Source organism: Microbacterium luticellae, assembly GCF_050408645.1.
Classification (GTDB): Bacteria; Actinomycetota; Actinomycetes; order Actinomycetales; family Microbacteriaceae; genus Microbacterium.
Genome location: NZ_JBNTKE010000003.1, coordinates 44,088 through 68,941, shown reverse-complemented (window position 1 = coordinate 68,941; position 24,854 = coordinate 44,088). Strand labels below are relative to the sequence as shown.

Below are 24,854 nucleotides of genomic sequence, written 5' to 3'. Positions count from 1 at the left end.
ACAGCACAGGGGCAGAACCACGGTGTGTGATTCTGCCCCTGTTGCGTTGACGCGGCTATTAGCTTTGGGAGTGACCGAAGGAGCCCAGCTGGCGTGTTGCCTCAACAACACGGGCGGCCATGGCTGTTTCGGCGACCTTGCCCCAGGCACGCGGGTCGTAGAGTTTCTTGACACCGACCTCGCCATCGACTTTGAGAATGCCGTCGTAGTTCTTGAACATGTAGTCGGCAATCGCACGCGTGTAGGCGTACTGAGTGTCGGTGTCGATGTTCATCTTGATCACGCCGTTGGCCACAGCGGTAGCGATCTCTTCGTCGCTCGAGCCCGAACCGCCGTGGAAGACGAGGTCGAGGGGATTGGCACCCGTGTTGTATTTTGCTGCCACCTGCTGCTGGATTTCTCCGAGTAGTTCGGGGCGCAGTTTGACGTTGCCGGGCTTGTAGACGCCGTGCACGTTACCGAAGGTGAGTGCCGAGATGTAGCGACCCTGCTCGCCCAGGCCGAGTGCCTGCACAGCCTGATCGACATCGCCGAAGGTCGTGTAGAGGGCGTCGTTGGAGCCCTCGTGCTTGACACCGTCTTCTTCTCCGCCGACGACACCGATTTCGATCTCGAGAATTGAGTTGATGTTCTTCATGCGGGGGAGCAGTTCGCTGGCAATGCGCACGTTCTCTTCGAGGGGAACCGCAGAGCCATCCCACATGTGTGACTGGAAGATGGGGTTGCCGCCAGCGCGCACTTCTTCTTCGGATGCGGCGATGAGGGGCAGCACGAAGTCGTCCAGTGCTTCTTTCGGGCAGTGGTCGGTGTGCAGCGCTACCGTGACGGGGTACGACTTGGCAACTTCCGTAGCGTATTTAGCAAAGGCGAGAGCGCCGGTAGCGCGTGCTTTGACGGTGTGCCCGGCGAAGTAGTCGGCGCCACCGGTGGTGACCTGAATAATGCCGTCGGAACCGGCCTCGGTCAGTCCCTGCAAGACAGCGTGAATGGTTTGGGAGCTCGAGACGTTGAATGCGGGATAGGCAAAGCCGCCGGCCTTGGCGCGGTCGATCATCTCGGCGTATTGATCCGGGGTGGCAACGGGCATGGAGACTCCTGTAGTTCGCGTGGGGGTTTCACCAGCAACTCTATCGGGCTGTCACGGAGGGGTCGTAGCAGGCAGGGTGGTTCGCATTTGCATCGAATTACCAGTGATGAAAGAAGTGATGTTTTTAAACTCCGGATGCTGCGAAAACTAGCGAAAAATACTCGGTTGCTTCATTAGCATGAGGGCATGGTGAGTCTTACGGCTGATTTAAGCCCTCTGCGTCCTGATCGAAATCTTGCTCTTGAGTTGGTGAGGGCCACGGAAGCTGCGGCGATCCGTGCCGTTCCGTTTATTGGGCGAGGCGATAAGAACGCAGCGGACGGCGCGGCGGTCGATGCCATGCGTGCGTTTTTAGGAACCGTTGATTTCGCCGGCCGCGTCGTGATTGGCGAGGGTGAAAAAGATGAAGCACCCATGCTTTTCAATGGCGAAAAGGTGGGAACAGGTCGTGGCCCCGAGTGTGACATCGCGGTGGATCCGATCGATGGCACGTCGTTGACGGCGGCGGGGCGACAGAACGCGCTGTCGGTGATTGCCGTGTCGGATCGTGGAACGATGCTCGATGCGTCGAGTGTTTTCTATATGGACAAGCTCGTGACAGGACCTGCAGGGGTGGGCGTTGTCGATATTCGCTTGCCCGTGGGCGAGAACATTCGTCTTCTTGCGAAGGCGCTGGGTAAGCCTGTTGATGAGATGGTTGTTTCGGTGTTGAACCGGCCCCGGCATGAGGCTCTGATTCGTGAGATTCGTGAGGCGGGCGCGGGAACGCGGCTTATGTCGGACGGTGATGTGGCGGGTGGGATTAACGCTGCACGGCCTGGTGCGCTCACCGACATGTGTGTGGGCGTGGGCGGAAGCCCGGAGGGCATTGTCACGGCATGCGCAATTAAGGCTCTGGGTGGCCATATTCAGGGACGTTTGTGGCCGCGTGATGACGAGGAGCGTCAGCGTGGTAGTGATGCCGGGCTGGATATGGATCATGTCTATGAGGCCGATGATTTGGTGCGCGGAAACAACACGCTGTTTGTTGCCACCGGTGTGACGGATGGCCAGTTGGTGCGGGGTGTGAGTCGTGAGGGTGGGTACGTCTATACCGAGAGCGTGGTGTTGCGGAGTGCTTCGGGTACGTTGCGGAGGGTTGCTTCGGAGCATCTGGTTTCGAAGTGGCTGTAATTGCGTAACCCTGTGGTTGTGATGCTTTTGTTACCTACCCTGTGCTGTTTTGGTGGTGGATAGGAGCATTTTTCGATCTTGGCCTGGCACAATGAAGACACTCCTAGCGTTTGACGAACCCGCGTAATGGTTTGTCATTTCAGGAAGGGCGAGTCTGATGGCCACCGAAAAGGTGCACACGACGGTTACGGAGACGGGAACCGTGAAGGTTCTCGATTTTGACCCTGCTCGACGCACCGATGTTCTTTTCCGTGTTCGACGGGAAGAGGGTCATGAGGTGAGCGCCTGGTGGATGGTTGGCGCTTTTGTGGCTTTTTCGAGCGCTGTTGTTTGGCTATTGAGCTTTGCTCCTGGCGGCGCGTGATTTCTGATCGCTGTTGACGATGGCGACGCCGGAGAGCGTCGCTAGTTCTTCTACGCTGGCTGCTTGTGCGCGTTGTGCTGCATCGATGATGATGTGGGCGCATGCTGCGGCGTCGGCTGCTGCGTTGTGGTGGTCAAATTCACCGTATCCTGCTGCAGCCGCAGCGACGGGCAGCCGGTACGAGTCGAGCTGGTAGGTGCGGCGGGCAATGTGCAGGCTGCAGAGTGACCGGAATGGTGGGCACTGTGTGCCTGTGGCTTCGCTGGCCCCGTAGAGGACCCCGATGTCGAATCGGGTGTTGTGGGCAACAAGGATGTCGTTACCGGTGAAGTCGCAGAGTCGTTCTAACTGGTTGTGCCATTGGGGTGCGTCGGTGACGTGTTCGGGGTGAATCCCGTGGATGCGGATGTTCCATTCGTTGAAGATGCTGTGTTCGTGGGGTGGCTGGATGAGCCACGTGTCGTGGGCGACGACGACACCGTTGCGAACGCGCACGAGGCCGACGGAGCACGCCGAGGCGGGGTGAGAGTTGGCGGTTTCGAAGTCGATGGCAGTGAAGTCCACGGGCATCTGACTACTCTCTCACTCCAGTTCGAGCGTTGTTGTGTCGAGCGACACGGTAAGTTCGGGTGCCGTTATGTCTCGCGCGGTCTTTTCGGCGACAGCGATGTCGAGTTCGTTGTCGATCTGTTGCAGGTCGGCGAATCGTCGGGCCTGCGGGAGTACCTGGCGTTCGAGTGAGCCTACGGTGCGGTTGTAGGCGTCGGTTGCTCTGTCGATGGCTTTGCCGAGGGCGGCGATATGCCCGCCCATGGTGGAGAGCCGTTTGTAGAGTTCTTTTCCGGTGTCGAGTACGTCTTGCGCGTTTTGGGCGAGTGCTTCGGCTTTCCAGGTTTGCGCGACGGTGCGGAGCATCGCGACGAGCACGGTGGGTGTTGCGATGATGACACCGGATTCGTAGGCGTCGGTGAGTAGTTGTGGGTCTTGCTCTGTGGCGACTTGGAGGAATGACTCGGCGGGGAGGAACAGTACGGAGAAGTCGATGGTGGAGCCGAACTGTTGCCGGTATGGCTTGGAGTTGAGTTCTTTGACCCGTTCGCGCACGTTTTTGACGTGGCGGCGGGCATGCTGTTCGGCGTTTTCGGGATCGGTATCGATGTCGAGTATGGCGTCGAGGGGTGCTTTGGCGTCGACAATAATTTTGCGGCCGCCCGAGAGCGTGACGATCATATCGGGGCGTAGGCGGTGGCCTTCGTCTGTGGTGTCGGAACTCTGTTCGACGAAGTCGACTCCGTTAACGAGCCCTGCTACTTCGACAACGCGGCGGAGGTGGAGTTCGCCCCAGCGGCCTCGAATTTCGGGGCGGCGGAGTGCCGACCGCAGTGATTCTGTTGTCTTGCCGAGTTCGTCTGACTTTTGCATCATCTGGTGAATCTGCTGCGTGAGTGCCTCCTGCGTTTGTACGCGTAGCTTTTCGGCCTCAACCGTCTGGTTTTCGACCTTGTTGAGCGTTTCTTTCATGGGCTCGACGAGGCTACGGAATAGCTGTTCACGTTTCTCTAGTTCGGCAGCCGATTCTTTGTGGCTGCGCTTGAGGCGCTCATTGGCCACATCGAGGAAACGTTTACTGTTCTTGTCGAGTGCCTCGGACGCCAGCGCTTCAAACTGTTCACGCAGGGCCGCATGGTCGGCCTTGATACGTTGCTGTGTTTCTTCATGGTTGGTGCGAATGAGGTCTTCACGCTCGGTGAAAGCCTTTTCTTGATCGGCCAGACGGTTCTCATACTCCTTTTGCGTGCGCGCAAGACTGTCGCGGTGTGTGCTCTCGAGATACTGCTCGCGCTCTTGGGCGCTGCGCGTCATGCTGTCGATCTGAGTCTCGAGGCGCGTGATCTGCTGAGCAGCATCCGAATGGAGCCTGGCGGACCGGGTGCGTGCAAACAGCACACCGACGACAGCACCGAGCGCGACACCTACGGCGAGGGCAAGAAAAATAAAGAGAACATCGGGCATAGAAGAAGCTTGACACGGGCCTCTGACATTGGGGCGGGTAGACTCGTCTTTCGTGGCTCTCACTATTGGAATCGTCGGCCTGCCCAATGTCGGCAAGTCCACCCTATTTAACGCACTGACCAAGAACAACGTGCTCGCGGCAAACTATCCGTTTGCCACGATCGAGCCGAACATTGGCGTGGTGAACCTGCCCGACCCTCGCTTGCGAGTGCTGGCCGATATTTTCGGCAGCGAACGAATTTTGCCCGCAACGGTCAGCTTTGTTGACATCGCCGGTATTGTGCGCGGAGCCAGTGAGGGCGAAGGGCTCGGAAACCAGTTTCTGGCAAACATTCGTGAAGCCGACGCGATCGCGCAGGTGGTGCGCGGGTTTTCTGACAGCGACGTTGTGCATGTCGATGGTGCTGTGAATCCAGCATCCGATATGGAAACAATTAATGCCGAGCTCATGCTGGCCGACCTGCAGACACTCGAAAAAGCGATCACACGATACGAAAAAGAGGTGCGCGGGCGCAAACTTGACCCTGCAGTGCTGGAAACAGCACGCGCTGCGCAGGAGGCGCTCGACCGTGGGCAGTTGCTGTCGACCACCGATATTGATTTGGCACCCGTACGCGAACTGGGTTTGCTAACGGCGAAGCCAGTGATTTTTGTGTTCAACGTCGACGAACAAGTGTTGACGGATGCTGCACGCAAGGCAGAACTCGCCACCTTGGTGGCACCTGCTCAAGCCATTTTTCTTGACGCCAAAATTGAGTCAGAACTCATCGATCTTGACGCCGAAGACGCTGCAGAGCTGCTGGCCGCTACAGGGCAAGAAGAGTCGGGACTCGACCAGTTGGCGCGCATCGGTTTCGACACACTCGGGCTACAGACCTACCTCACGGCCGGGCCCAAGGAGGCGCGAGCGTGGACAATCGGCAAGGGATGGAAGGCGCCCCAGGCCGCTGGCGTTATTCACACCGACTTCGAAAAAGGCTTTATTAAAGCCGAAGTGATCTCATTCGACGACCTCGTTGATGCCGGTTCGGTAGCAGAAGCTCGAGCACGCGGACGCGCACGACTCGAAGGCAAAGACTACGTCATGCAAGACGGCGACGTCGTGGAGTTCCGGTTCAACGTGTGACCGCAACGTGTGAATGACGGGTCCCCTGCTCTGCTTCCGCTCGCACTATCGGTTGAGCGTGTAGTAGCCTGACCATGGGAGCGAATGCTGCCGACTGCACTTCCAGGCATCCATCGCCTGAATCATTGCGGAGAGAACCGACTCGCTCGGGACATGTCCGGATGGGGTATGGCGCGTATCTGCGCCGACTTCAACCACCGATGCGAGACATCGGTCGACGACAGGACATGTAATGGCATCGAAGGATGAGAAGAACCTCGCCCAGGTGATCGACAAGATTGCGAAGATGGACGAACCGGAGCGATCGCTAATGCAGAGAGTGCATGAGGTCATCCTGATCGCTGTACCTTCTTTGAAGCCGAGAATCTGGTATGGCATGCCAGCCTATGCGCAGTCCGCGAGCACACCGGCACTGGTAACACTGCGCAACGACGAGCGTGTCAACCTTGCCCTCACCGAGAAGGTTACGCTCCGACCCGCAGGCGGTTCCGATGGGGCGCTGATGCCCGCTGCATGGTACTTCGACAGCATCGACGAGACCACAGAGCAGCGCATCACAGAGATCGTCCGCTCGGCAGTTTTCTGAGTTGGGCGAGTATGCGCGACTGGGCTGGAAGCGCACAGCGGATGGGTATTCTCGACGGAGCGTTGCGTATCTTCGTCGACTGCGCTTCGCTTCTACCAGCGACCATGATGTGTTCGGCTCTCCCACTATGAGCGTGCCGCAACGCAGACGAGCGCCGTGATAGCTGTCGGTGCTGGAACGTGGTGGAGTCCCGGTTTAACGTCTAGCGATATTGACGGGTTCCGTTATGTGCTTGCCTTGTGATCAGATCGTTTGGGGGCACGGACACCGAACGCATCTGGTATGAGCAGTACGTCAAGTGCGTTGAACGGACGGTGCAGCGGGCAACCCTGCGGAAGCTCGAGTTGGTCCACGCGGCGAAGGAGGTCGAAGACCTCCGGATCCCGCAGGCGAACAGGCTGGAGCGGCTCGTCGGCGACCGCAGTGGTCAGCACAGCATCCGGGTGAATGCGCAGTGGCGTCTCTGCTTCGTCTGGAGAGATGGAGGTGCAGAACATGTCGAACTCGTCGACTACAACTGAGCCGGAGCTGATCGAACCTATCCACCCGGGGGAGATCCTGATGGAGGACTTCATCGAAGGCTTCGAGATCACACAGAACAGGCTCGCCGTGTCGATCGGGGTGCCCCCGCGTCGGATCAACGAGATCGTGCACCGTAAGCGGGGGATCACCGCGGATACGGCGATTCGTTTGGCGCGTTACTTCGGAACATCTGAGGAGTTCTGGATGAACCTGCAGTCGAACTACGAGTTGCGGTTACAGCGGCGGGCGCTGTGCGACAAGGTCGCTGCGATCACTCCGCTGAAGGCCGCGTGAGCATCGACCCATCGCTGCGTCGCCTGCGTAAGACGGATGCCGACGCGGTACACGCCGCTTTCGCATCAAACGCAGACATGGCGGGTCGGGGTGAGGTCTCGTGCGGCGGCGGCCGTCGCGGATTGGGGGTCGACGGTTTGTGGACCTGAACGACGTGAACTTGGGCACCGGTTGAACAATCCTGCATCCGGCGCTGTTGCTCGGGGCGCTGGATTTGTCAAGGAAGGCACGGAACGTTTTCATGCGGTTTGTGAGGGCGAAAATAATACAGTTTTAGTGTGTTTCTCGCTTGCTTGTGTTAGGGGCTCGCGGAATTGGACTATTCGTTCGCCGTTATCGGCGACGTGCAGTGGTTGCCGGGTTACTCACTCGCGCTCACGAAGGTTCCAGGGGTTGATCGGCTCTCCGATCTGCCGCGAGCGCGGAGAGTCGGATACCTGACCGATGTCGACCTTCTTGCTTCGGCTGTTGAAGAAGTCTGCCGTCGTCGCGATAGCGCTTTCCGTCGCGTGAACGTGGAAATCCTTGGGAATACCGACGCATTCCTGCATGCCCATGTCTGGCCGCGCTATGATTGGGAACCAGAGGCTCTGCTGAAGAAACCTGTCTGGCTGTATCCGCCGGAGAACTGGTCTGATCCGAGTTACGCATTGAGTGCATCTCACGACGGCCTGCGCGCAGACATTGCGGCAGAGATTGCTCTCCTTCGGGACGAGGCAGACCGAATTTAGTTACAGGCGGATCGGTTGCGGCTCCCACCGTATCGTTGTGGCACCCGTGAGCACTGCGTCTTGTAACTGTTCGACGGCATCGCTGAGTGACTCGGCAACATCTTGCCCTCCGCTTGTGAGATCGAGCACGATGCTTACGGCGTCTTGTTGCCGGATGCTTGCCGCCCAGCCGCCGCTGATCCACGAGGTTTCGTCGTCTCGGCGTAGTCTCTTGAGCCATGTTCGGGTCTTTTGGGCGGCGAGCCCTGCAGCCGGGTCGGAGACTGTCGCACGCACTGTTGCGATGCCCTCGAGGTGGCGGTTTTCTGGTCCCCACACCCATTCGAGGTCGATCGTGTAGCGCGGGGCGGATGGCATGGCTCCATGCTAGTGACTTCGCTCACGTCAAGGAGAGCACAGTGGTGCGTCGTTAGCATGAGAGAAGGAGTGCATCAAAAACCGTGAGGAGAAATTCAGTGAAGATCGGAATCATTGTCGGTTCGATTCGTCAGCAGCGTGCAACAGAAGCTGTCGCTCAGTATGTGTATGCGGCGGCCGAGGCTCGAGCAGGCTCGGTCGAGTATTCCCTCATTGATGTGCGCGACTATGATCTTCCTCTGCTCACCGACCCGGTGCATCCGATGCTGCGGGGCAAACAGTATGACGATGAGCGGGTGCAGCGCTGGTCAGACACGATTGATGCGTTGGACGGGTTCATTTTTGTGACGCCGGAATACAACCACGGCGTGCCTGGCGGCATGAAAAATGCGGTCGATCTGCTCGGCCCGGAGTGGAAGAAGAAAGCGGCGGCTTTCGTCGCGCATGGTTCTGTTGGTGGTGTGCGGGCGGTGGAGCAGTGGCGGCAGATTCTCGCGAACTTTTCGATGTTTATGGCACGTGCCGAGCTGAACTTTAATGCTTTTACGCACTGGAGTGACGGTGTTTTTACTCCCGAGCCTCGACACGAGGCAGAAACGACGGCGATGTTTGATGAACTCGAGGCCCTCGCCGCGATTCAGTAGGCGCCCCGTGTGTGCCGTCACCCGCTCGCGCGGTGTGGTTTGCAAGACACAGCCTGGCCTGGGGAAGCCTTCTAAGCGCGCAGTGAGCGTACCCAGTCGTCGATTCCGGCGGGGTACAGCGGCACGGCCGGGTCGGCGTTTTCGATGGGGCGCCACACAACCGGGACGACGGTGCCGTCTGATTCGGTGAGTGTTCCGCCGTCTTCGACGGGTGCCGGGTTGAGGGTGCCCGTGTAGAGGGCTACGATTTCGTGCCCGACTTCGCCGTTAAAGCGAAAGATGTTTTCGATAATGCCAAGATGCTGGAGATCGATAATCTGCGCACCGAGTTCCTCGCGTACCTCGCGAATAATCGCATCCTTGTGCGTTGCTCCGAGTTCGACACTGCCTCCGATGAGCCGATGAAAACCCGATGGGTTCTCGTCCGTGGGGTCGTTGACGCTAACCAGATGGTGTGAACCATCGTCGCTAGTAGTGATGAGCATGGCCTTCACCCGGATGATGGAACGATCAATCGACATGATTCCATTCTCGTATAGTGACCGGCCGGCGCGCGGTCATGGAATCACAAGCCCAGTAGTTCGTTCACGAGTTTGTTGATCCGCGTGCGTATGTCGTCGCGGATGCGCCGCACCGTATCGATGCCTTCTCCGGCCGGGTCGTCAAGCACCCAGTCTTCGTATCGTTTACCCGGAAAAATAGGGCAGGCATCGCCGCAGCCCATAGTGATGATGACATCGGATGCTTCAACAGCGTCAGGCGTGAGTACCTGCGGCTGCTGCCTGGTGATATCGATTCCCTCTTCGAGCATCACCTCAACAGCCACCGGGTTGATGTGTTCTGCAGGCATCGACCCGGCAGAGCGAACCTTTACGCGGTCACCGGCAAAATGGCGTAGATATCCGGCCGCCATTTGGGAGCGGCCGGCGTTATGGACACAAACGAACAGCACAGAGGGCTGAGCAGTGGTCATGGCGTGCTTTCTTAAGGTGTGGTGGTTTCGAGCAGAGAACGGACACGATTTTCGATGTCAGCGCGAATGGCGGCAATACCCTCGGCTGAGGCGAGGGCCGGGTCACCGATGGGCCAGTCTTCGTAACGGATACCCGGTAGCGTCGGGCAAATATCGCCGCAGCCATAGTAACGATGACGTCGACCGAATAGGCGAGCATCAGCAGGTCTGCGTGTTACGTTCGTGGGATTGCCAAAGAGTACTCGGCCGGATGTTTCTTCCGCGGAGCACTCGCCACAACACTGTTATGCGAACAACGTCAAGGTGAAAATGGACAAGCCAGAGGTGCCGATCAACACCTTTTTTCAGGGGTGTTACAACCCGGTCTTTGAAGAAGAAATCCGCCGCGGTAAAGACCAGTGTTTTGAGTACAACAAACTCAACCCAAACGATGTCGAATCTCAACGCCGCATACTGAAAAATCTGCTCGGATCTATGGGGCAAGAGACAACCATCACGCCGCCGTTTTGGTGCGACTACGGCTACAACATCACCGTCGGTGACTACTTTTATTCCAACCACAATCTGGTGATCACCGATGGGGCGCACGTTACTTTTGGTGACAACGTTTTTGTGGCTCCGAACTGCTGTTTTACCACCGCAGAACACGCTATCGATCCCGAGATGCGCAAGGCCGGTATCGAGGTTGCCAAGCCCATCACCGTCGGCAACAACGTGTGGATCGGCGCGGGGGTCGTCGTATTGGCCGGCGTCACCATCGGAGACAACACGGTCATTGGTGCAGGGAGCGTTGTCACCAAAGATATTCCTGCCAACGTTGTGGCGGTGGGTGTTCCCTGTACGGTCGCGCGGCCGATTACCGCGGCCGACACGAACACGTATCCGCACTTTGCAGGGTGAATTCCGGATGCTACGTATGAGCACAGCAACCGGAGGGCGATAGTGGCATCCGGTTCAGTGGATCTCCACTATGTTGTCGGGATTATTGGTCTCGGGGTAGTGATCGTTGGTGTAGCGCTGCTCATTGCCGCGCTCACCTACCCGTTTACGCGTCGGCTTCCTCGTTCGCTCGTTGCCCACTATGTGCCGCCGCCCGGTGACATCACACAGCACGGGTTTGCTCTTCGCGCCAACCGGCGAGTGTTAGCAGCAACGATTGTTCAACTGGCCGTACACAAAAAGATTCAGGTACTTGCACCGCAGGGTAAACGCGGCCCGGTAGCCATGGTTGTTATTGCCGGAGCGATGCTCACCAATCAAGAACACTCTTTTCTTCAGTCGTTTCGACCTTCGTTGCGTTCACGAAGAAAACAAGAAAAGTATGTTCGTGCGCTCGCCGATATCGGCATTCATGTGCAGCGCCCCGAAGAAGCACCCGACGTTTATTTTCTGAAGGGCAAGGGAGCTTTTCGCGGATATCAGCGCCGTGCGCTGTCGGCCTACTTTGAGTCGGCGCGGGAGCAGATGAAAAAAGACGGCCTCACGCGAAAATATGCGGTGAGTGTTCACCTGTACGTGTTGTCGCTGCTGTTTCTTACACTCGCGCTTTTTGGCCTGATTTTTATTATTGGTGCGGCTATGAACGGCGACTGGCTCGGTGTTGGCGTTACGGTACTGACGATGGTGGGAGTGTTTTTTGCGCTCACCATCGCCCCACCACCCATACTTTTATTCACCGATCAGGGTAAAGAACTGCGCCGACACCTGTCGGGATTGCGCGACTATGTGCGGCTGGCCGAACAAGACCGCCTACAGTTCTTGCAGTCACCGCAGGGGGCGCTACGAACCCCGGCGGGCGCACTAACACCCGGGGGACAAGCGCTGGGCCTTCAACCGCAACCCACGGCACCCCATGCGCTGGCGCAGGCAGGGCTTGACCAGTATGTGTTGATCGAACGCCTCTTGCCCTACGCCGTGCTTTTTCGTTGCGAACGCGAGTGGGAACGCGAGTTCGAATACCTTGGCACCGTCGATGCAACGGCCCAAAACCTGCGCGCACTGGGCACCACCCTGCAAACAACCGCCGCAGTTTTCGAAGCACTCTCTGTGGTCGTGCAGATTCTGCGGCTGCTCGGTGCGTTCCTTTCGCTGTTCCGCAACGCATGATGCGGTGTAACGGTGGCGCACGGCCGCTGCCGTTACCGAGCCGCGTGCTCGCCGCGGTTGGTGCGCGCGGGTTAGGCTTGTGACGGTCCGTTCACTATGGAGGAAAAACAACCGTGACGCAGCAGAGCATTTTTGAGCCAGAAGGTCGTGCAGTCCCGTATATCGAAGAGGGCGAAGGGCCGATCGTGCTGGTTCTGATCTCGGCGGGCTCGCCCGAGAAAGATGGGCTCGGTGTGGTGTCGCATTACCTCGACGAAGAGGCCGGTTTCCGTATCGTGCGCATCGGTGAGCGTGCGGCGGGTGCGACGCGTGATGAGCGTGTCGCCGACGCCCGTGACCTCATGGATCACCTGGGGATCGAGCGCACGTGGGTGGGCGGTTATGGTGCCGGTGGCACGGTGGCGCGTGCTTTTGCTGCAGCTCACGCCGACCGCGTGAATGGAGTGGCACTTCTGGGCGTTGAGCCAGAAGAGGTTCCGCTGGTTCCGCTTGTTCCGGTGCTTATTATTCAAGCGTCCGACGATACCGTGACGCCCCGCGCCAACGCTGAGGCCTTGCAAGCACTGGCGCCCGAAAGAGTGAGCATTAAAACGGTCGACGATGCCGACCACTTCTTTCCCGTCACGCATCCGGTAGAAACAGCCGTCATTATTGAGGAATACCTCGACTGGGATTAACGGTCACGCCACACGCCACACGCAACGTTTAGTGCGACGGCTTGGTATCTAGTGTGAGGGTTCTTCGCGCAGGCGAGGTTCCACACGGCGTTGCGGGTGAAACCCGGCCTTGTCGGCATAGAAGGCACGAATTTCGTCCATGTCGGCAGCAACGTTTCCGCTCAGCTGCATGGTGGGGCCGAGGCCGGTAGTCATGGTGGTGCGGTCAACGTATCCGAGCGTTACCGGCATACCGGTTTCGCGGGCAATGCGATAAAACCCCGATTTCCAATGCTGATGGCCGCGGCGTGTGCCATCGGGTGTGACAACAAGGCCAAACACTTCTCCTGCAGCGACCCGGGCAACCACGTCGTCAACAACACGGCCCGGGTTTTCGCGGTCGACCGCAATACCGCCGAGCGACCGCATGATCGGCCCACGCCACCCCGCAAAGAGACTCTTCTTGCCCAGCCACCGCACGTCAATACCCAGACGCCATGCGATAGCGAGCATGAGCACAAAATCCCAATTCGAGGTGTGCGGCGCACCTATCAAAACGGTGGGGCGGTCGGGCGCGGGGTGCGTCGCCAACTTCCAGCGGCTCAGAGTCCAAAAAATGCGTGCGAGAAAGCGACGAAGCATCCCTCTACGCTAGACGACGCCCCATACGTTTCGCGGCATGGCGGGCAGGTCAGAGACGTACCCTAGATACGTGCCCACGACCGACACTGACCCGCAGCATCCGGATGCCACGCCACCCACACCGTCGTCGACGCCACACCGTGCCGCATCACTGCGTCACTTGTCGCCCGGGTATTTTGCTTGTGTGATGGCCACCGGCATTGTGTCCATTGGGCTTCGCGAGATTGGCCTGCCGGTTGCATCAACCGTGCTTTTAGGGCTCGCCACGTTTGCCTATGTGGCGCTGTGGGTTCTGTATGGTGTGCGGGCGGTGAAATACCCGGATGCTACGCTGCGCGATCTGCGCGACCCTCAAACAGCGTTCGCTTACTTCACCGTGGTTGCGGGCACGGGTGTTGTTGGCGTGGGGTTTGCCAGCGTCAACCTGATTGCTGTCGCCTCGGTGCTCATCGCTGTCACGGCGGGGCTGTGGTTTATTTTTGGCTACCTGCTGCCCTGGCAGGTTCTCATGCAGCGCGACGGCCAGCCGATTCTGGCGCGGGCCGACGGCACGTGGTTTGTGTGGGCGGTGGCGAGCCAGTCGTTAGCAGTGGGTCTTGCGCACGTGCAGCCGTATGCGAATGTTGGCGGACGCTGGTTGAGCTTGCTCACCGTGCTGTCGTGGTCGGTGGGTATGGCGCTTTATGCTGCGGTCGCTCTGCTGGTGCTGCTACGCATTATTGTGCACGGCATTACGCCGGCGCAGTTCACGCCACCGTACTGGGTGGCGATGGGAGCACTCGCGATAGCCGTTGTGGCGGGAGCGAACATTGTCGAAATGCCCGCGGATCCGGTGATCGACGCGGCACGTAGCTTGATCGCCGGAACAGTGGTGATCGTATGGACACTGTGCGCCTGGCTGATACCGCTGCTGCTTGCTGCGGGAGTGTGGCGCCATGTGGTGCGCCGCATCCGGTGGGAATATGAACCCGGACTGTGGTCGATGGTGTTCCCCATGGGAATGTTTGGGGTGGCCTCGCTCTCGGTCGCGCGAGCTGACGATATTCCCTCGCTCGAGGCAATTGGCGGTGTGGTCGTCGTTATTGCTGCTGCCGTGTGGCTGATCGTGGGCGCTGCCATGGTGCGCCGCGTCACGGTAGATGCGTGGCGGGCGCACCGGCAGAGGCCGCGAAGGGTGTAACTACACGGCCTGCGGAAGAACCGAGAACGACACAGCGCCCTCTTCGTTCACGCCCGCGTCGAGCACCTTGTCGGTGAGCGCTACTGCGGCGTTCTGCTCGAGAAACACGCGTGCGCCCGAGGCATCAATCACATCGTCTTCCGCTTCGGGGGCGTCGACGATAGTCACGGCAAAACGGGGTGTTTCGGCCGTAGGATCCGCCAGGTGAATACGCAGACCCGCGTCGGGCTGCGCGCTCTGGTTGGTGACGAGATCGCTGACAACTACGCGTGCATTGTCGGTGAGGGTGAGCATGACACTCTCCTTTTTGCGGTTGCGGACACGCCCCGGCCAGGGCGATGTGCGGGCCACGTTTCCGCACCTCGCCGCCGGGATCAACCCCCTTGCCATGACTCTAAGCGCATTCCCATGCTCACGAGGGTCACGCCGATAGGGTGTGCGCTCCATCGGTACAGGCACCACCGGCACAGGCACCACCGGCACAGGCACCCATGTGCAGCTGCCTGTGTATAAAAGAATGCCGACTTGTGCGCAGAGACTTAGCATGGATGACATGGCCCCAGCATCAACACCGCAAGACAGTGCCGCCACCGACGAGACAGCGACAGCCGATTCTTCCGCTGCCTACGCGCCCGTACCCGCTTCGTCCGCGATGGGCACACTGCTTGTGCCGCCCGTCGCAGAAGGGCTACTCAGTGACGCCGAAGAAGCAGGCGTGTGCGTCGACGGCGCATGCACGGTTCCTAGCGAGTAACTAGTCGGCCGGTTTGCGAATAAAAAACGCGACCGGAATTGTTCCGGTGGCGATGATGGCACCGATGAGGAACGCTGTATGGGCGCCGGATGCCACACTGTGAGGAGCATCCGGGTCGCCAAGCCCCGTTGCCACAACAGTGTAAATAGCCATCATGACGGCGATGCCCGTGGCACCGGCCACCTGCTGCACCGTGCCGATAACGGCCGAGCCGTAGGAGTAGTGCTCTTTTTTGAGCGATGCCAGAGACGCAGTAAACAGGGGCGTGAATGACAGCGCTAAACCGGTCGACAATAGAATCTGTGCGCCAATAATGAACCACACCGGCGTCTGCGTGCTCACGCCGGTATAAAGCCACAGCACGGTTGCTGCGAGAATGGCTCCCGGCACAAGCAGGATTCGGGTACCCCAGCGGTCGTACACCCGCCCAATGGGTGGGCCGAGAATACCCATGATCAGCGCGCCCGGAAGCATAACGAGCCCCGCCTCGGGTGCGGCAAGTCCGAGCCCGTGCTGCAGATACAGCGGTAGCACCGTGATGCTGCCAAAGAATGCCAGTGACAGCAGAAACATTTGCAGCATAGACAGGGTAAAGCCCAGTGAACTAAAGACGCGCAGGTCTAGCAGTGCTTCATCGGTGCGCTGCAGTACACGCTGGCGCCACAGAAAGAGCGCTACGGCGATGCTCCCGAGAACGAGTGAAATCACCATCGGCACGGGCGAGACAGCGCCTTCAGTGAGCGAACCCACCTGGCTGAGACCAAAGACCACGCCGCCAAACCCAACGGCCGAAAGCACAACCGAGAGTACATCGATGGCTGCGTACACTTGTTCGCCCACGTTTTCGAGCCAGCGCCAGCCAATAAACAGTGCCGATAAAGCGATCGGTAAGACGACAACAAAAATCGCGCGCCAACTAAAGTGATCGAGCAGAAAACCCGACATGGTGGGGCCGATAGCGGGGGCGAGCGACATGACGATGCTGACCCGGCCCATCATGCGGCCCCGCAGCGGCGGCGGCACAAGGTTCATCATGGTTGTCATGAGCAGAGGCATCATCATGGCTGTGCCGGATGCCTGAATAACGCGCGCACCTAAAAGCACAGTGAATCCGGGTGCCACGGCAGCAAGAAGAGTGCCTGAAGAAAACAGCGTGAGCGCCGTGAGAAAAACCTGGCGCGTTGTGAGTCGCTTCAGCAAGAAACCGGTGGTGGGAATAACCACGGCCATCGTGAGCATAAACGCGCTCGTGATCCACTGCGCACCCAGCGCTGTGATCGCCAGGTCATCCATGAGGTGGGGGATAGCCATGCTCATGGTTGTCTCGTTCAAAATCGCCACAAATGCGGCAACGAGCAGCACCCAAATAACACGCATGTCTGATGCAGGCATGGTCACAACGGGTGTGGCCTCGCCTGCACCGGCCGGGTGCACAGTGGGTGTTGAGCCGGTGTTAAGAGCAGACACGGGTCCTCCGGAAGAAAAGAAAGAGATATCGCAGAAGAAACGCGGGCAGAAAGGCGTTGAGAGCGATAAGCATTACAGTCTAGCGCGTGCTGCGCTGGCCGTAGCATCCGGATGCCGATGGCTCGGGTGTCACCGGTCTGCTTTACGCTGTCGAATATGAGTATGCATGGCGGCGGCGGTGGCCGGGGCGGTTTTCGCGGGGTCGATGCGCAAGCACAGCGCGAAATCAACGCGCAGGCACCAACGATTGAGCGGTTGGGCGGCCGGATCGTTAGCCTTTTTATGCCGTATAAGGCGCGCATTCTTTTCACCGCACTGCTGGTCGTCGTCGGGGCCGCGGTGGCGGTTATTCCTCCCCTGCTGGTCGAGAAAGTTTTTGACGACGCACTTTTTCCTGGCGGGCCGCCGAACATGTCGCTGCTTGTGACGCTGGTAATGGTCATGCTGGGCCTATTTTTGTTGTCGGCCGGCTTGGGGGTTGTGCAGACCTGGCTGACGTCGACGGTGGGTAACAGTGTGACCGGAGACCTGCGTGTGCGCCTGTTTGATCATCTGCAAGCCATGGATCTGGGCTTTTTTACGCGGACAAAAACCGGTGTTATTCAGTCGCGTCTGCAAAACGATGTCGGAGCGGTGGCGGGGGTACTCACCAATACGGTCACGAGCATTCTGGGTAATACGGTCACGGTCATTGCTTCTTTGGTGGCAATGATTCTTATCGATGTGCGGCTGACGCTCATCGCGGTTGTCATTATGCCGGTGCTGGTGATCGTGCAGCGCAGAGTGGGGCAGGTGCGAGCGCGCATCGCTGGCCAAACGCAAGAGTCGCTGTCAGAACTCACGGCCATCACACAAGAGACACTGAGTGTGTCGGGGGTGCACCTGGCGAAGGCTTTTAACCGCCAGGCGTCGGAGTCACTTCGGTATCAAGATGCTAATAAGCGTCAGGTGCGCTTGCAGGTGCGGCAGGCGATGAGCGGGCAGGGGTTCTTCGCTGTTGTTCACGTGATTATGTCGAGTGTGCCGGCAGTGATCTACCTGGTCGCCGGGATGTTTATTTCTTCGGGCACGGGCGACATCACGGCGGGAGCCATCGTGGCCTTTACGACGGTGCAGGCACGGCTTTTGCAGCCACTGATGGGGCTCATGCGGGTGGCGCTTGACGTCCAGACGTCACGCGCAGTGTTCGCCCGTATTTTTGAGTATCTCGATCTTGTTCCGGCCATTAGCGACTCAGCGCAGGCAACAACGGTCGACGAAGCTCCTGGGCCACGAGGCAGTATCGCTTTTCGTGACGTGACGTTTCGCTACCCGGATGCCGCGCCCGAAACTCCGCCGACGCTGGATCACGTATCGTTCACGGTCGAACCGGGGCATCACGCCGCGTTTGTCGGCCCTTCCGGGTCGGGCAAATCGACGATTCTCTCGCTCGTGCCGCGCCTCTACGATGCAACGGGCGGCGAAGTGCTGTTCGACGGGGCCGATGTGCGCACGCTGCAACACACGTCGATCATCGATCAGGTAGGAATTGTGTCGCAAGAGACCTATTTGTTTCACGCCACGATTCGCGAGAATCTGCGCTATGCACGCCCCGATGCCGACGACGCAGCGATTGAGCAGGCATGTCGTTCGGCCAACATCCATCACGTGATCGAAAGCTTCGAGCACGGATACGACACGATCGTCGGTGAACGCGGGTATCGCCTCTCGGGTGGTGAGAAGCAGCGGATCGCGATCGCGCGCGTGCTGTTAAAAAACCCGCCCGTTCTGCTGCTCGACGAAGCAACCTCGGCGCTCGACACCGTGTCGGAGCGCACCGTGCAAGACGCCCTCGATACCGCTGCACGCGGACGCACAACGCTGTCGATTGCGCACCGGCTATCGACCGTGGTCGGTGCCGATGTGATTCACGTCGTCGAGGCCGGCCGCATCGTGGAGTCGGGCACACACAGCGAACTCCTCGCTGCCGGAGGCCTGTATTCGACACTGGCTGCCGAACAGTTGGCTGCCTCACATATTCCGGATGCCGCAACACCGCACGAACGCTAACGTCGCAGCGCTTGGCCGTCGCATCGCAGGCGTCTCGCAGCGTTAGGGGTGCGTTACGGCAGCGACCGACTCTGCCACCACGAGCGCAAGCTGCTCTGCGGCATCCGGGGGCAGGGGAGTACGCCCAAACGCAAAACGTACCGACGTTTGTGCAGTTCGCGGCTCGATACCGCACGCCAACAAAACTGGAGATGGGTCATCACTGCCCGCCGCGCACGCCGAACCGCTCGAGGTGACAATTCCGCGGCGCTCAAGTTCGAGAAGCACCGCCTCGCCACTGACTTCCGAAAACGTGAAACTCGCGATCGACGGCAACCGCTGCTGGGGGTCGTCCATCGCCGCCGACCCCGTGAGTGCAGCACACGGAACTCGGTCGAGCACGGCGCGAATAAATGCTGCTGTCGCTTCTGTCGACTGTCGTACCACCTCGGCACGCTCCGCCTCGGCACACTCGAGCGCGGTGGCAAAACCCACGGCAGCCGCAACATTCTCTGTTCCCGAACGTTTACCACGCTCCTGCCCGCCGCCATGGAGCAACGGTTCGAGAGGAATGCGCCCGCGTACTGCCAGCACCCCGATACCCTTTGGCGCACCCAGTTTGTGCCCGGCCAGAGACACCGCATCGGCGCCGAGCCCGGCCAGCGGCAGCCATCCGGCCGACTGCACAGCGTCGATGTGCACAGGAATGTCACTGTGCCCCGGAATGTTACTGTCCCCCGGAATACGGTGTTCGCGCACCAGCCGCACAATATCGGCGACCGGCTGCACTGTGCCGATCTCATTATTTGCGTGCGCTAACGACACCAGCGCCGTCTCTGAAGTGCACGCCTGGGCAACAGCATCCGGGCACACTCGACCCTGCTCGTCAACGCCCACGCGGGTGACCTGTGTGCCATGAAATCGCTCGAGATACGCGGCAGCCTCGTGAATCGATTCGTGTTCAACCTGACTAATAACAACATGATTGCGGCCCTGTGCGAGGGCAGCTAGTGTCACGCCCTTGACCGCGAGGTTATTGGCCTCGGTACCACCCGAAGTAAACACGACATCGTTCGTGCGCATGCCCACGATAGCCGCCACGCGCGCGCGGGCATCGTCGAGAGCACGCGCTGCTGCTTCACCCACCGTGTGATGACTCGAAGGATTGCCGAACACGCCACGAAAACCCCCGGCCAAATACGGGGTCATAGCTTCGAGAACCTCGGGTCGAACAGGAGACGTCGCAGCGTGATCGAGATACAGCACTATTCCACGACCACATCAAGGCCAATGTCGAGAGCACGCGCCGAATGTGTCAGCGCCCCGACCGAGATCACCGAGACTCCCGTACGAGAAATATCGGCCACGGTATCGAGCGTTACACCACCGGATGCCTCACACACGGCCCGCCCGTTAATAGCAGCCACGGCCTCACGCAGCTGCTCGGGCGAAAAGTTATCGAGCAAGATAGTGTCGGCGCCGCCGGCAAGAACCTCGTCGATCTGATCGATACGATCAACCTCGACCACCACGTGCGTCGTATGCGGTAGCCTTTCGCGCGCCGCTCGCAGCGCAGCCGAGACACTGAGGCCCGCCCTCATGGCGAGAGCCAGATGATTGTCTTTTACCATCACTGCATCTGAAAGCGAGTAGCGGTGGTTATGGCCGCCCCCGCATCGCACGGCGTGGCGATCGAGCGCTCGCAGCCCCGGTGTTGTTTTGCGGCTGTCGGCAATGCGCACGCCTGTTCCCGCCACGGCATCCACGAACGCTGAGGTCAGGGTGGCAACGCCGCTCATTCTTTGTAAAAAGTTCAGCGCCACCCTTTCGGCCGTGACAATGCCGCGGGCTGGCCCACTGATGGTCGCAAGAGTCTGCTGCACCGTAAAACGGTCGCCGTCATGCGCATGCCACTGCACGCGAATACGGCCATCCGTTTGTAAAAATGCCGCATCAACAATGTCGGTGCCTGCCAGGGTCCCGGCTTCGCGAGCAATCAACTGTGCCGTACCCTGTGTTTCTTGGGGGAGAAACGCGGTGCTGGTGAGGTCGCCCCACGGGGCGTCTTCTTCGAGAGCTGCAGCAACAACGCGCTGCACGGTGCGAGCGGTGAGCATCAGACTGTCGGGCGTGCAGCAAGCATGCGCTCGAGCGCGAGGCGGGCGGGGTCTGCAACAGCATCCGGTACCTCAATGCGGTTGACGGTGCGGCCAGCAATAAGCTCTTCGAGCACCCATGCCAGATAGCCGGGGTGAATGCGATACATCGTCGAGCACGGGCACACCACGGGGTCGAGGCAAAAAATTGTGTGCTGCGGGTTGTGTGCGGCGAGGCGGCGCACGAGGTTAATTTCGGTTCCGATAGCAAAGGTTGTCGGCTCGGTGGCTTCTTCGATTGCACGACGGATATAGGAGGTCGACCCTGATTCGTCGGCGGCGTCAACAACATCGGCGGGACATTCCGGATGCACAATGACACGCACGTTGTCGTGTTCAGCCCGTGCCTGCTCAATCTGTTTCACACTGAAGCGGCGGTGTACCGAGCAGAAACCGTGCCACAGAATCACGCGCGCAGTCTCGAGTGCTTCGGCCGTTGTTCCTCCCAGCGGCAGCATGGGGTTCCACAGCGGCATGTGATCGACGCTGATGCCCATGGCCTTGGCAGTGTTGCGGCCCAGGTGTTGATCAGGAAAAAATAGCACGCGGTGCCCGCGTTCCAGCGCCCATTCCAGCACGGTGTGAGCGTTCGACGAGGTGCACACGATGCCTCCGTGGCGACCGACGAATCCCTTAATGGCTGCTGAGGAGTTCATATACGTCACAGGCACAACAGGCACTTTTCCGGCGGCATCCGGGGCGCTCAGATCGCCATAGATTTCTTCTAGCTGTTCCCAACACTCTTCGACCTGATCAATCGATGCCATATCGGCCATCGAACAGCCGGCAGCCAGGTTCGGCAGAATTACTTTTTGTTCGGGCTGCGAAAGCAGGTCGGCGGTTTCTGCCATAAAGTGCACACCACAAAAAACAATGGCTTCGGCATCCGGATGCTGCTTGGCAGCCTGAGCAAGCTGAAACGAATCGCCCACATAGTCGGCGTGACGCACGACCTCGTCGCGCTGATAAAAGTGCCCAAGAATCACCAGACGGTCACCCAGCGTGCTGCGTGCTGCCGTGATGCGCTCGTGCAGCTCTTCTTCTGAGGCGTCGCGGTATTCGCGGGGCAGTTCTCCCTGGCGCGGTGCGCCCGTGGGAATAACATCGCCGATGGATGCTCCGGGTCCGTAACCCGGTGTGGAATCAAAATTCCAGGGTGATTCCGCTAGATCTGAGTCGCAGGTCGAGCCTTCTGCACCCTGCTGGATCGCTTGAATAATGCGGTCAACAGAGGCTTCACGAACAACAGGATCGGCAAGTTTGTGCGCGGTCATGGGGTTTTTGTCTCCTCGGGGGTGAGCGGGCCTTTATCGGCGAGTTCAACGGTCGAGTTATGGCGGTACAGGCGGGCGGGACGGTGGGCGCCGGTGCGAAACTTATCGGTGGGAATGAGTGAGCCGGATGCCTCTACCTGGCGTCGAAAATTGGCAGGATCCAGGTGTTTACCCAAAATCGATTCATAGGTTTCACGCAGGTCGGCGAGCGTAAATTCTGGCGGCAAAAAGCCGTGAGCCACGCGACTATACCCGACCTTGTTGCGTAGGCGCCATAGCGCGTAGTCGATGATGTCGGCGTGGTCGAACGCAAGTGCTGGTAGCTGTGCGGCGGAAAACCACGCGACGTTTTCTTGATCGTGCTGATGATGGAGCGTAGCCGTCGTTTCGGCAACGGCGTCGGCCTGCACGAGTGCCCAGTACACGACGGAAATGACGCGCGTGGGGGAGCGGCGTACTGCTCCGAAGGCATAGAGCTGTTCGAGATAGCTGGGGGCAAGGCCCGTGGTTTCTCGTAGTGTACGAGCAGCCGCATCTTCGAGGTTTTCATGTGCGTTCAGCCACCCACCGGGGAGCGCCCACTGGTCGTAAAAAGGTTCGCGTGTGCGGCGCACGAGGGGTAGTGACAAAACGGGCGCGGAGGAGGAAGTCGTGCGTTGCACCGTCAGAATGACGGTCGAGACAGCAACGCGAATATCGTCGGCATTCTCAGTTTGTGTCTGCATGACTTTAACCTCCCGAGTCGATCTTAGTGTCATCTCTACCCGATGTGCACATCGGGGTGTTTCGGTGAGTTGAAACGTGGTGACTTACTGTTGACAGTGAGCGGTTGTGGAGCGAATATTCCGCGTGTTTCCGCACCGATTCCGAATTGTTATCCACCGTTACTGTGTGCGACTTGTTCGCGGCCTAGGAGTTTGTTAGGTTGCTGTCCTAACAAACCCCATCCGGGGTCTGCCTCAACGGGGAGATTCCCCCTCCTGCAATGCAGCACCGAGAGGAAAACCAAGAAATGACGCGTAACGTCAAGCGCATCGCGCTGACCGCAGCAGCTGGAGCGAGCATCCTCGCTCTGGGCCTGACCGGTTGTGCAACGGGCGATAACTCGCCTTCTGGCGACGACAAGGGTGGCGACGACTCACGTGCACTGCGCGTGTGGGCCGGTAGCCAGACACCGATCACCGCCAACTTCAACCCCTACGCACCCACCGTTCTTCACGGTGCGCTCGGGCCCATCTACGAGACGCTGTTCGTCTTCAACAAGACGGCAGACACCGATCCCGTCGGCCTCGTCGGCGACTCCTACGAGTTCAACGAAGACGGCACCGTCATCACCGTGAAGATCAAGGGTGACCAGAAGTGGTCGGACGGCGAGCCACTCACCGCGGCCGACGTTGCCTTTACCTTCCAGTACGAGGGCAACAACCCCGAGGGTCAGGGTCTTGTTTCGGCTGAGGCTACCGACGACACGACCGTTGTGCTCACCTACGAAACCCCGCAGTTCACCAACGCCTTCCAGCGTTTGGGTGCCACGTGGGTTCTTCCCGAGCACGTCTGGAAAGACATCGACAACTTCACCGAGATCGCCAACGAAGAACCTGTCGGCTCGGGTGCGTACGTCGTCGATAACGTTACGAGCGAGTCGTACACACTGGTCGCCAACGAAAACTTCCGCGATGCTGACTCGCTCGGTGTTAAGACCGTTCAGTACATTGCTGTCGACAACAACCAGACCGCGCAAGACCTGCTGGCAGCCGGTGAACTCGACTGGGCCGGTATGTTCATTCCGAACCCCGAGTCAGTGACCGGTAACGGCAAGATCGAGTGGTTGAACACGCCGCAAGACCCGACCGTTCTTTACACCTGCTCGAACGCAGACCTCGGCTGTGTTGGTGCACAGACCGATGTTGCTGTGCGCCAGGCACTGAACGTTGCGATTGACCGCGCCACGATCAACGAGAAGGCATTCGTTGGCCTGACCGGTGAAATCTCGCCGACATTTGCGCTGATTCCTCGTGACGAGCGCTGGGTTGCCGACGAAGCAAACAAGATCAGCCCGCAGTCAGCTGATGCAGCTGCCGCTGGCAAGATTCTTGAAGAAGCAGGCTATGCCAAGGGCAGCGACGGCTTCTACGCGAAAGACGGCAAGACGCTTGAGCTCGACATGGTTTCGGTCGATGGTTGGACCGACTACAACGACGCCGGCAAGCTGATCGCTGAGCAGGCCGCGGAGGCCGGTATCAAGGTCAACGCTTCGACCGTTCAGTGGAACGAGTTCTCTGACGGCCGCCAGACCGGTGAGTACGAACTCATCATGGGCGGCGTTGTCGGTACTTCGGTTGCTGACCCCTTCCAGATCTACCGTGACTGGATCGGTGGCGAAAAGGTTCAGTCGACCGCCAAGGTGGGCGAAGAGGTTCCCGCAGGTCGCTGGAACTTCAGCCGTTACAGCAACCCCGTTGTTGACGATGCGATCCTGGCTGCTTCGGCAACAGACGACGAAGCAACCAAGAAAGAGCTCTACGGCACCATCCAGAGCGAAATCGTTCGTGACCTTCCGTACATCCCGCTGGTGATCAACGCAACCCAGACGTTCTACAATGCGAAGGACTTCACGGGCTGGCCGACCGAGGATGACCTGTACGCCTTCCCGCCGTCATGGGGTTCGGGTTCGGCAGGTTACATCCTTACTCAGCTGAAGCCTGCGAACTAATCGCATAA

General features: G+C 59.3%; 29 protein-coding genes and 1 pseudogene. 15 read left to right on the top strand and 15 right to left on the bottom strand.

Annotated features, from left to right (window positions below):
* Positions 1–58 precede the first annotated feature (58 nt).
* The gene (fbaA, locus tag ACQUSW_RS08960) at positions 59–1,087 is read right to left on the bottom strand and encodes a class II fructose-bisphosphate aldolase (RefSeq protein ID WP_428931955.1); all 1,029 of its coding nucleotides are present in this window, start codon (positions 1,085–1,087) and stop codon (positions 59–61) included.
* 186 nt (positions 1,088–1,273) lie between these two features.
* Here fbaA and glpX point away from each other — a divergent pair, with 186 nt between their 5' ends.
* Positions 1,274–2,260, top strand: coding sequence for a class II fructose-bisphosphatase (gene glpX / locus ACQUSW_RS08955; protein ID WP_428931954.1), 987 nt, complete (start codon positions 1,274–1,276; stop codon positions 2,258–2,260).
* 157 nt (positions 2,261–2,417) lie between these two features.
* Positions 2,418–2,624, top strand: a complete 207-nt coding sequence (locus ACQUSW_RS08950; RefSeq protein ID WP_428931953.1) for a UDP-N-acetylmuramyl pentapeptide phosphotransferase — start codon at positions 2,418–2,420, stop codon at positions 2,622–2,624.
* On the opposite strand, the gene ACQUSW_RS08945 is transcribed toward ACQUSW_RS08950, so the two are convergent.
* Together ACQUSW_RS08945 and ACQUSW_RS08940 are read right to left on the bottom strand one after the other, a co-directional pair.
* A complete protein-coding gene (locus tag ACQUSW_RS08945) occupies positions 2,595–3,194 on the bottom strand; it encodes an exonuclease domain-containing protein (protein WP_428931952.1) in 600 nt (199 codons plus the stop codon). The two genes, ACQUSW_RS08950 and ACQUSW_RS08945, sit on opposite strands and share 30 nt — an antisense overlap.
* A 12-nt stretch (positions 3,195–3,206) precedes the next feature.
* A complete protein-coding gene (locus ACQUSW_RS08940; RefSeq protein ID WP_428931951.1) occupies positions 3,207–4,637 on the bottom strand; it encodes a DNA recombination protein RmuC in 1,431 nt (476 codons plus the stop codon).
* 52 nt (positions 4,638–4,689) lie between these two features.
* On the opposite strand from ACQUSW_RS08940, the gene ychF reads away from it, so the two are divergent.
* From ychF to ACQUSW_RS08915, 5 genes are all read left to right on the top strand, one after another.
* Positions 4,690–5,763, top strand: a complete 1,074-nt coding sequence (gene ychF, locus ACQUSW_RS08935) for a redox-regulated ATPase YchF (protein WP_428931950.1) — start codon at positions 4,690–4,692, stop codon at positions 5,761–5,763.
* 232 nt (positions 5,764–5,995) lie between these two features.
* Entirely contained in the window at positions 5,996–6,349 is a 354-nt protein-coding gene (locus tag ACQUSW_RS08930; RefSeq protein ID WP_428931949.1) for a DUF1801 domain-containing protein, read from the top strand.
* Between the two features lie 239 nt (positions 6,350–6,588).
* Positions 6,589–6,870: a type II toxin-antitoxin system RelE/ParE family toxin gene (locus tag ACQUSW_RS08925; protein WP_428931948.1), complete on the top strand. Its 282-nt coding sequence runs from the start codon at positions 6,589–6,591 to the stop codon at positions 6,868–6,870.
* Positions 6,845–7,165: a HigA family addiction module antitoxin gene (locus ACQUSW_RS08920; RefSeq protein WP_428931947.1), complete on the top strand. Its 321-nt coding sequence runs from the start codon at positions 6,845–6,847 to the stop codon at positions 7,163–7,165. Before ACQUSW_RS08925 ends, ACQUSW_RS08920 begins: the two co-directional genes overlap by 26 nt.
* A complete protein-coding gene (locus tag ACQUSW_RS08915; protein ID WP_428931946.1) occupies positions 7,162–7,314 on the top strand; it encodes a hypothetical protein in 153 nt (50 codons plus the stop codon). Before ACQUSW_RS08920 ends, ACQUSW_RS08915 begins: the two co-directional genes overlap by 4 nt.
* A gap of 216 nt (positions 7,315–7,530) precedes the next feature.
* On the opposite strand, the gene ACQUSW_RS08910 is transcribed toward ACQUSW_RS08915, so the two are convergent.
* A complete protein-coding gene (locus ACQUSW_RS08910) occupies positions 7,531–7,722 on the bottom strand; it encodes a hypothetical protein (protein ID WP_428931945.1) in 192 nt (63 codons plus the stop codon).
* Between the two features lie 174 nt (positions 7,723–7,896).
* The gene (locus ACQUSW_RS08905) at positions 7,897–8,253 is read right to left on the bottom strand and encodes a hypothetical protein (RefSeq protein ID WP_428931944.1); all 357 of its coding nucleotides are present in this window, start codon (positions 8,251–8,253) and stop codon (positions 7,897–7,899) included.
* A 98-nt stretch (positions 8,254–8,351) separates the two neighbouring features.
* On the opposite strand from ACQUSW_RS08905, the gene ACQUSW_RS08900 reads away from it, so the two are divergent.
* A complete protein-coding gene (locus ACQUSW_RS08900; RefSeq protein ID WP_428931943.1) occupies positions 8,352–8,897 on the top strand; it encodes an NADPH-dependent FMN reductase in 546 nt (181 codons plus the stop codon).
* A gap of 71 nt (positions 8,898–8,968) precedes the next feature.
* Here the strand turns inward: ACQUSW_RS08900 and ACQUSW_RS08895 are convergent, their stop codons facing one another.
* The 3 genes and pseudogenes from ACQUSW_RS08895 to ACQUSW_RS08885 form a co-directional block, all read right to left on the bottom strand.
* Positions 8,969–9,418, bottom strand: a complete 450-nt coding sequence (locus ACQUSW_RS08895; protein ID WP_428931942.1) for an NUDIX domain-containing protein — start codon at positions 9,416–9,418, stop codon at positions 8,969–8,971.
* A gap of 44 nt (positions 9,419–9,462) precedes the next feature.
* Complete coding sequence (locus ACQUSW_RS08890) at positions 9,463–9,870, bottom strand: arsenate reductase ArsC (RefSeq protein ID WP_428931941.1); 408 nt, start codon at positions 9,868–9,870, stop codon at positions 9,463–9,465.
* Between the two features lie 11 nt (positions 9,871–9,881).
* A pseudogene (locus ACQUSW_RS08885) lies at positions 9,882–10,034 on the bottom strand (ArsR family transcriptional regulator); the annotation flags it as partial.
* A gap of 145 nt (positions 10,035–10,179) precedes the next feature.
* Here ACQUSW_RS08885 and ACQUSW_RS08880 point away from each other — a divergent pair.
* The 3 genes from ACQUSW_RS08880 (at position 10,180) to ACQUSW_RS08870 (ending at position 12,653) form a co-directional block, all read left to right on the top strand.
* Positions 10,180–10,770: a sugar O-acetyltransferase gene (locus ACQUSW_RS08880; protein WP_428931940.1), complete on the top strand. Its 591-nt coding sequence runs from the start codon at positions 10,180–10,182 to the stop codon at positions 10,768–10,770.
* A 42-nt stretch (positions 10,771–10,812) separates the two neighbouring features.
* Entirely contained in the window at positions 10,813–11,976 is a 1,164-nt protein-coding gene (locus ACQUSW_RS08875) for a DUF2207 family protein (RefSeq protein WP_428931939.1), read from the top strand.
* Between the two features lie 113 nt (positions 11,977–12,089).
* Positions 12,090–12,653, top strand: coding sequence for an alpha/beta fold hydrolase (locus ACQUSW_RS08870; protein WP_428931938.1), 564 nt, complete (start codon positions 12,090–12,092; stop codon positions 12,651–12,653).
* A gap of 48 nt (positions 12,654–12,701) precedes the next feature.
* Here the strand turns inward: ACQUSW_RS08870 and ACQUSW_RS08865 are convergent, their stop codons facing one another.
* Positions 12,702–13,274, bottom strand: a complete 573-nt coding sequence (locus ACQUSW_RS08865; protein ID WP_428931937.1) for a 1-acyl-sn-glycerol-3-phosphate acyltransferase — start codon at positions 13,272–13,274, stop codon at positions 12,702–12,704.
* Between the two features lie 70 nt (positions 13,275–13,344).
* On the opposite strand from ACQUSW_RS08865, the gene ACQUSW_RS08860 reads away from it, so the two are divergent.
* The gene (locus ACQUSW_RS08860; protein ID WP_428931936.1) at positions 13,345–14,454 is read left to right on the top strand and encodes a tellurite resistance/C4-dicarboxylate transporter family protein; all 1,110 of its coding nucleotides are present in this window, start codon (positions 13,345–13,347) and stop codon (positions 14,452–14,454) included.
* On the opposite strand, the gene ACQUSW_RS08855 is transcribed toward ACQUSW_RS08860, so the two are convergent.
* Positions 14,455–14,748: a Fe-S cluster assembly protein HesB gene (locus ACQUSW_RS08855; RefSeq protein ID WP_428931935.1), complete on the bottom strand. Its 294-nt coding sequence runs from the start codon at positions 14,746–14,748 to the stop codon at positions 14,455–14,457.
* 250 nt (positions 14,749–14,998) lie between these two features.
* Here ACQUSW_RS08855 and ACQUSW_RS08850 point away from each other — a divergent pair, with 250 nt between their 5' ends.
* Positions 14,999–15,208, top strand: coding sequence for a hypothetical protein (locus tag ACQUSW_RS08850; protein ID WP_428931934.1), 210 nt, complete (start codon positions 14,999–15,001; stop codon positions 15,206–15,208).
* Here ACQUSW_RS08850 and ACQUSW_RS08845 read toward each other — a convergent pair whose 3' ends face one another.
* Positions 15,209–16,600, bottom strand: coding sequence for an MDR family MFS transporter (locus ACQUSW_RS08845; protein WP_428932260.1), 1,392 nt, complete (start codon positions 16,598–16,600; stop codon positions 15,209–15,211).
* Between the two features lie 231 nt (positions 16,601–16,831).
* On the opposite strand from ACQUSW_RS08845, the gene ACQUSW_RS08840 reads away from it, so the two are divergent.
* Entirely contained in the window at positions 16,832–18,724 is a 1,893-nt protein-coding gene (locus tag ACQUSW_RS08840; protein WP_428931933.1) for an ABC transporter ATP-binding protein, read from the top strand.
* A gap of 42 nt (positions 18,725–18,766) precedes the next feature.
* Here ACQUSW_RS08840 and ACQUSW_RS08835 read toward each other — a convergent pair whose 3' ends face one another.
* The 4 genes from ACQUSW_RS08835 to ACQUSW_RS08820 are packed head-to-tail and all read right to left on the bottom strand — an operon-like array spanning position 18,767 to position 22,858.
* Positions 18,767–19,969 carry a cysteine desulfurase family protein gene (locus ACQUSW_RS08835; protein ID WP_428931932.1) on the bottom strand — a complete coding sequence of 401 codons (1,203 nt, stop codon included), beginning with the start codon at positions 19,967–19,969 and terminating at the stop codon, positions 18,767–18,769.
* Complete coding sequence (nadC, locus tag ACQUSW_RS08830) at positions 19,969–20,820, bottom strand: carboxylating nicotinate-nucleotide diphosphorylase (protein WP_428931931.1); 852 nt, start codon at positions 20,818–20,820, stop codon at positions 19,969–19,971. The genes ACQUSW_RS08835 and nadC overlap by 1 nt, the downstream gene beginning before the upstream one ends.
* Positions 20,820–22,133 carry a quinolinate synthase NadA gene (nadA, locus tag ACQUSW_RS08825; protein WP_428931930.1) on the bottom strand — a complete coding sequence of 438 codons (1,314 nt, stop codon included), beginning with the start codon at positions 22,131–22,133 and terminating at the stop codon, positions 20,820–20,822. Before nadA ends, nadC begins: the two co-directional genes overlap by 1 nt.
* Positions 22,130–22,858, bottom strand: a complete 729-nt coding sequence (locus ACQUSW_RS08820; protein WP_428931929.1) for an NUDIX hydrolase — start codon at positions 22,856–22,858, stop codon at positions 22,130–22,132. The genes nadA and ACQUSW_RS08820 overlap by 4 nt, the downstream gene beginning before the upstream one ends.
* 287 nt (positions 22,859–23,145) lie before the next feature.
* Between ACQUSW_RS08820 and ACQUSW_RS08815 the strand changes: the two genes are divergently transcribed.
* A complete protein-coding gene (locus ACQUSW_RS08815; protein WP_428931928.1) occupies positions 23,146–24,846 on the top strand; it encodes an ABC transporter substrate-binding protein in 1,701 nt (566 codons plus the stop codon).
* Positions 24,847–24,854 lie beyond the last annotated feature (8 nt).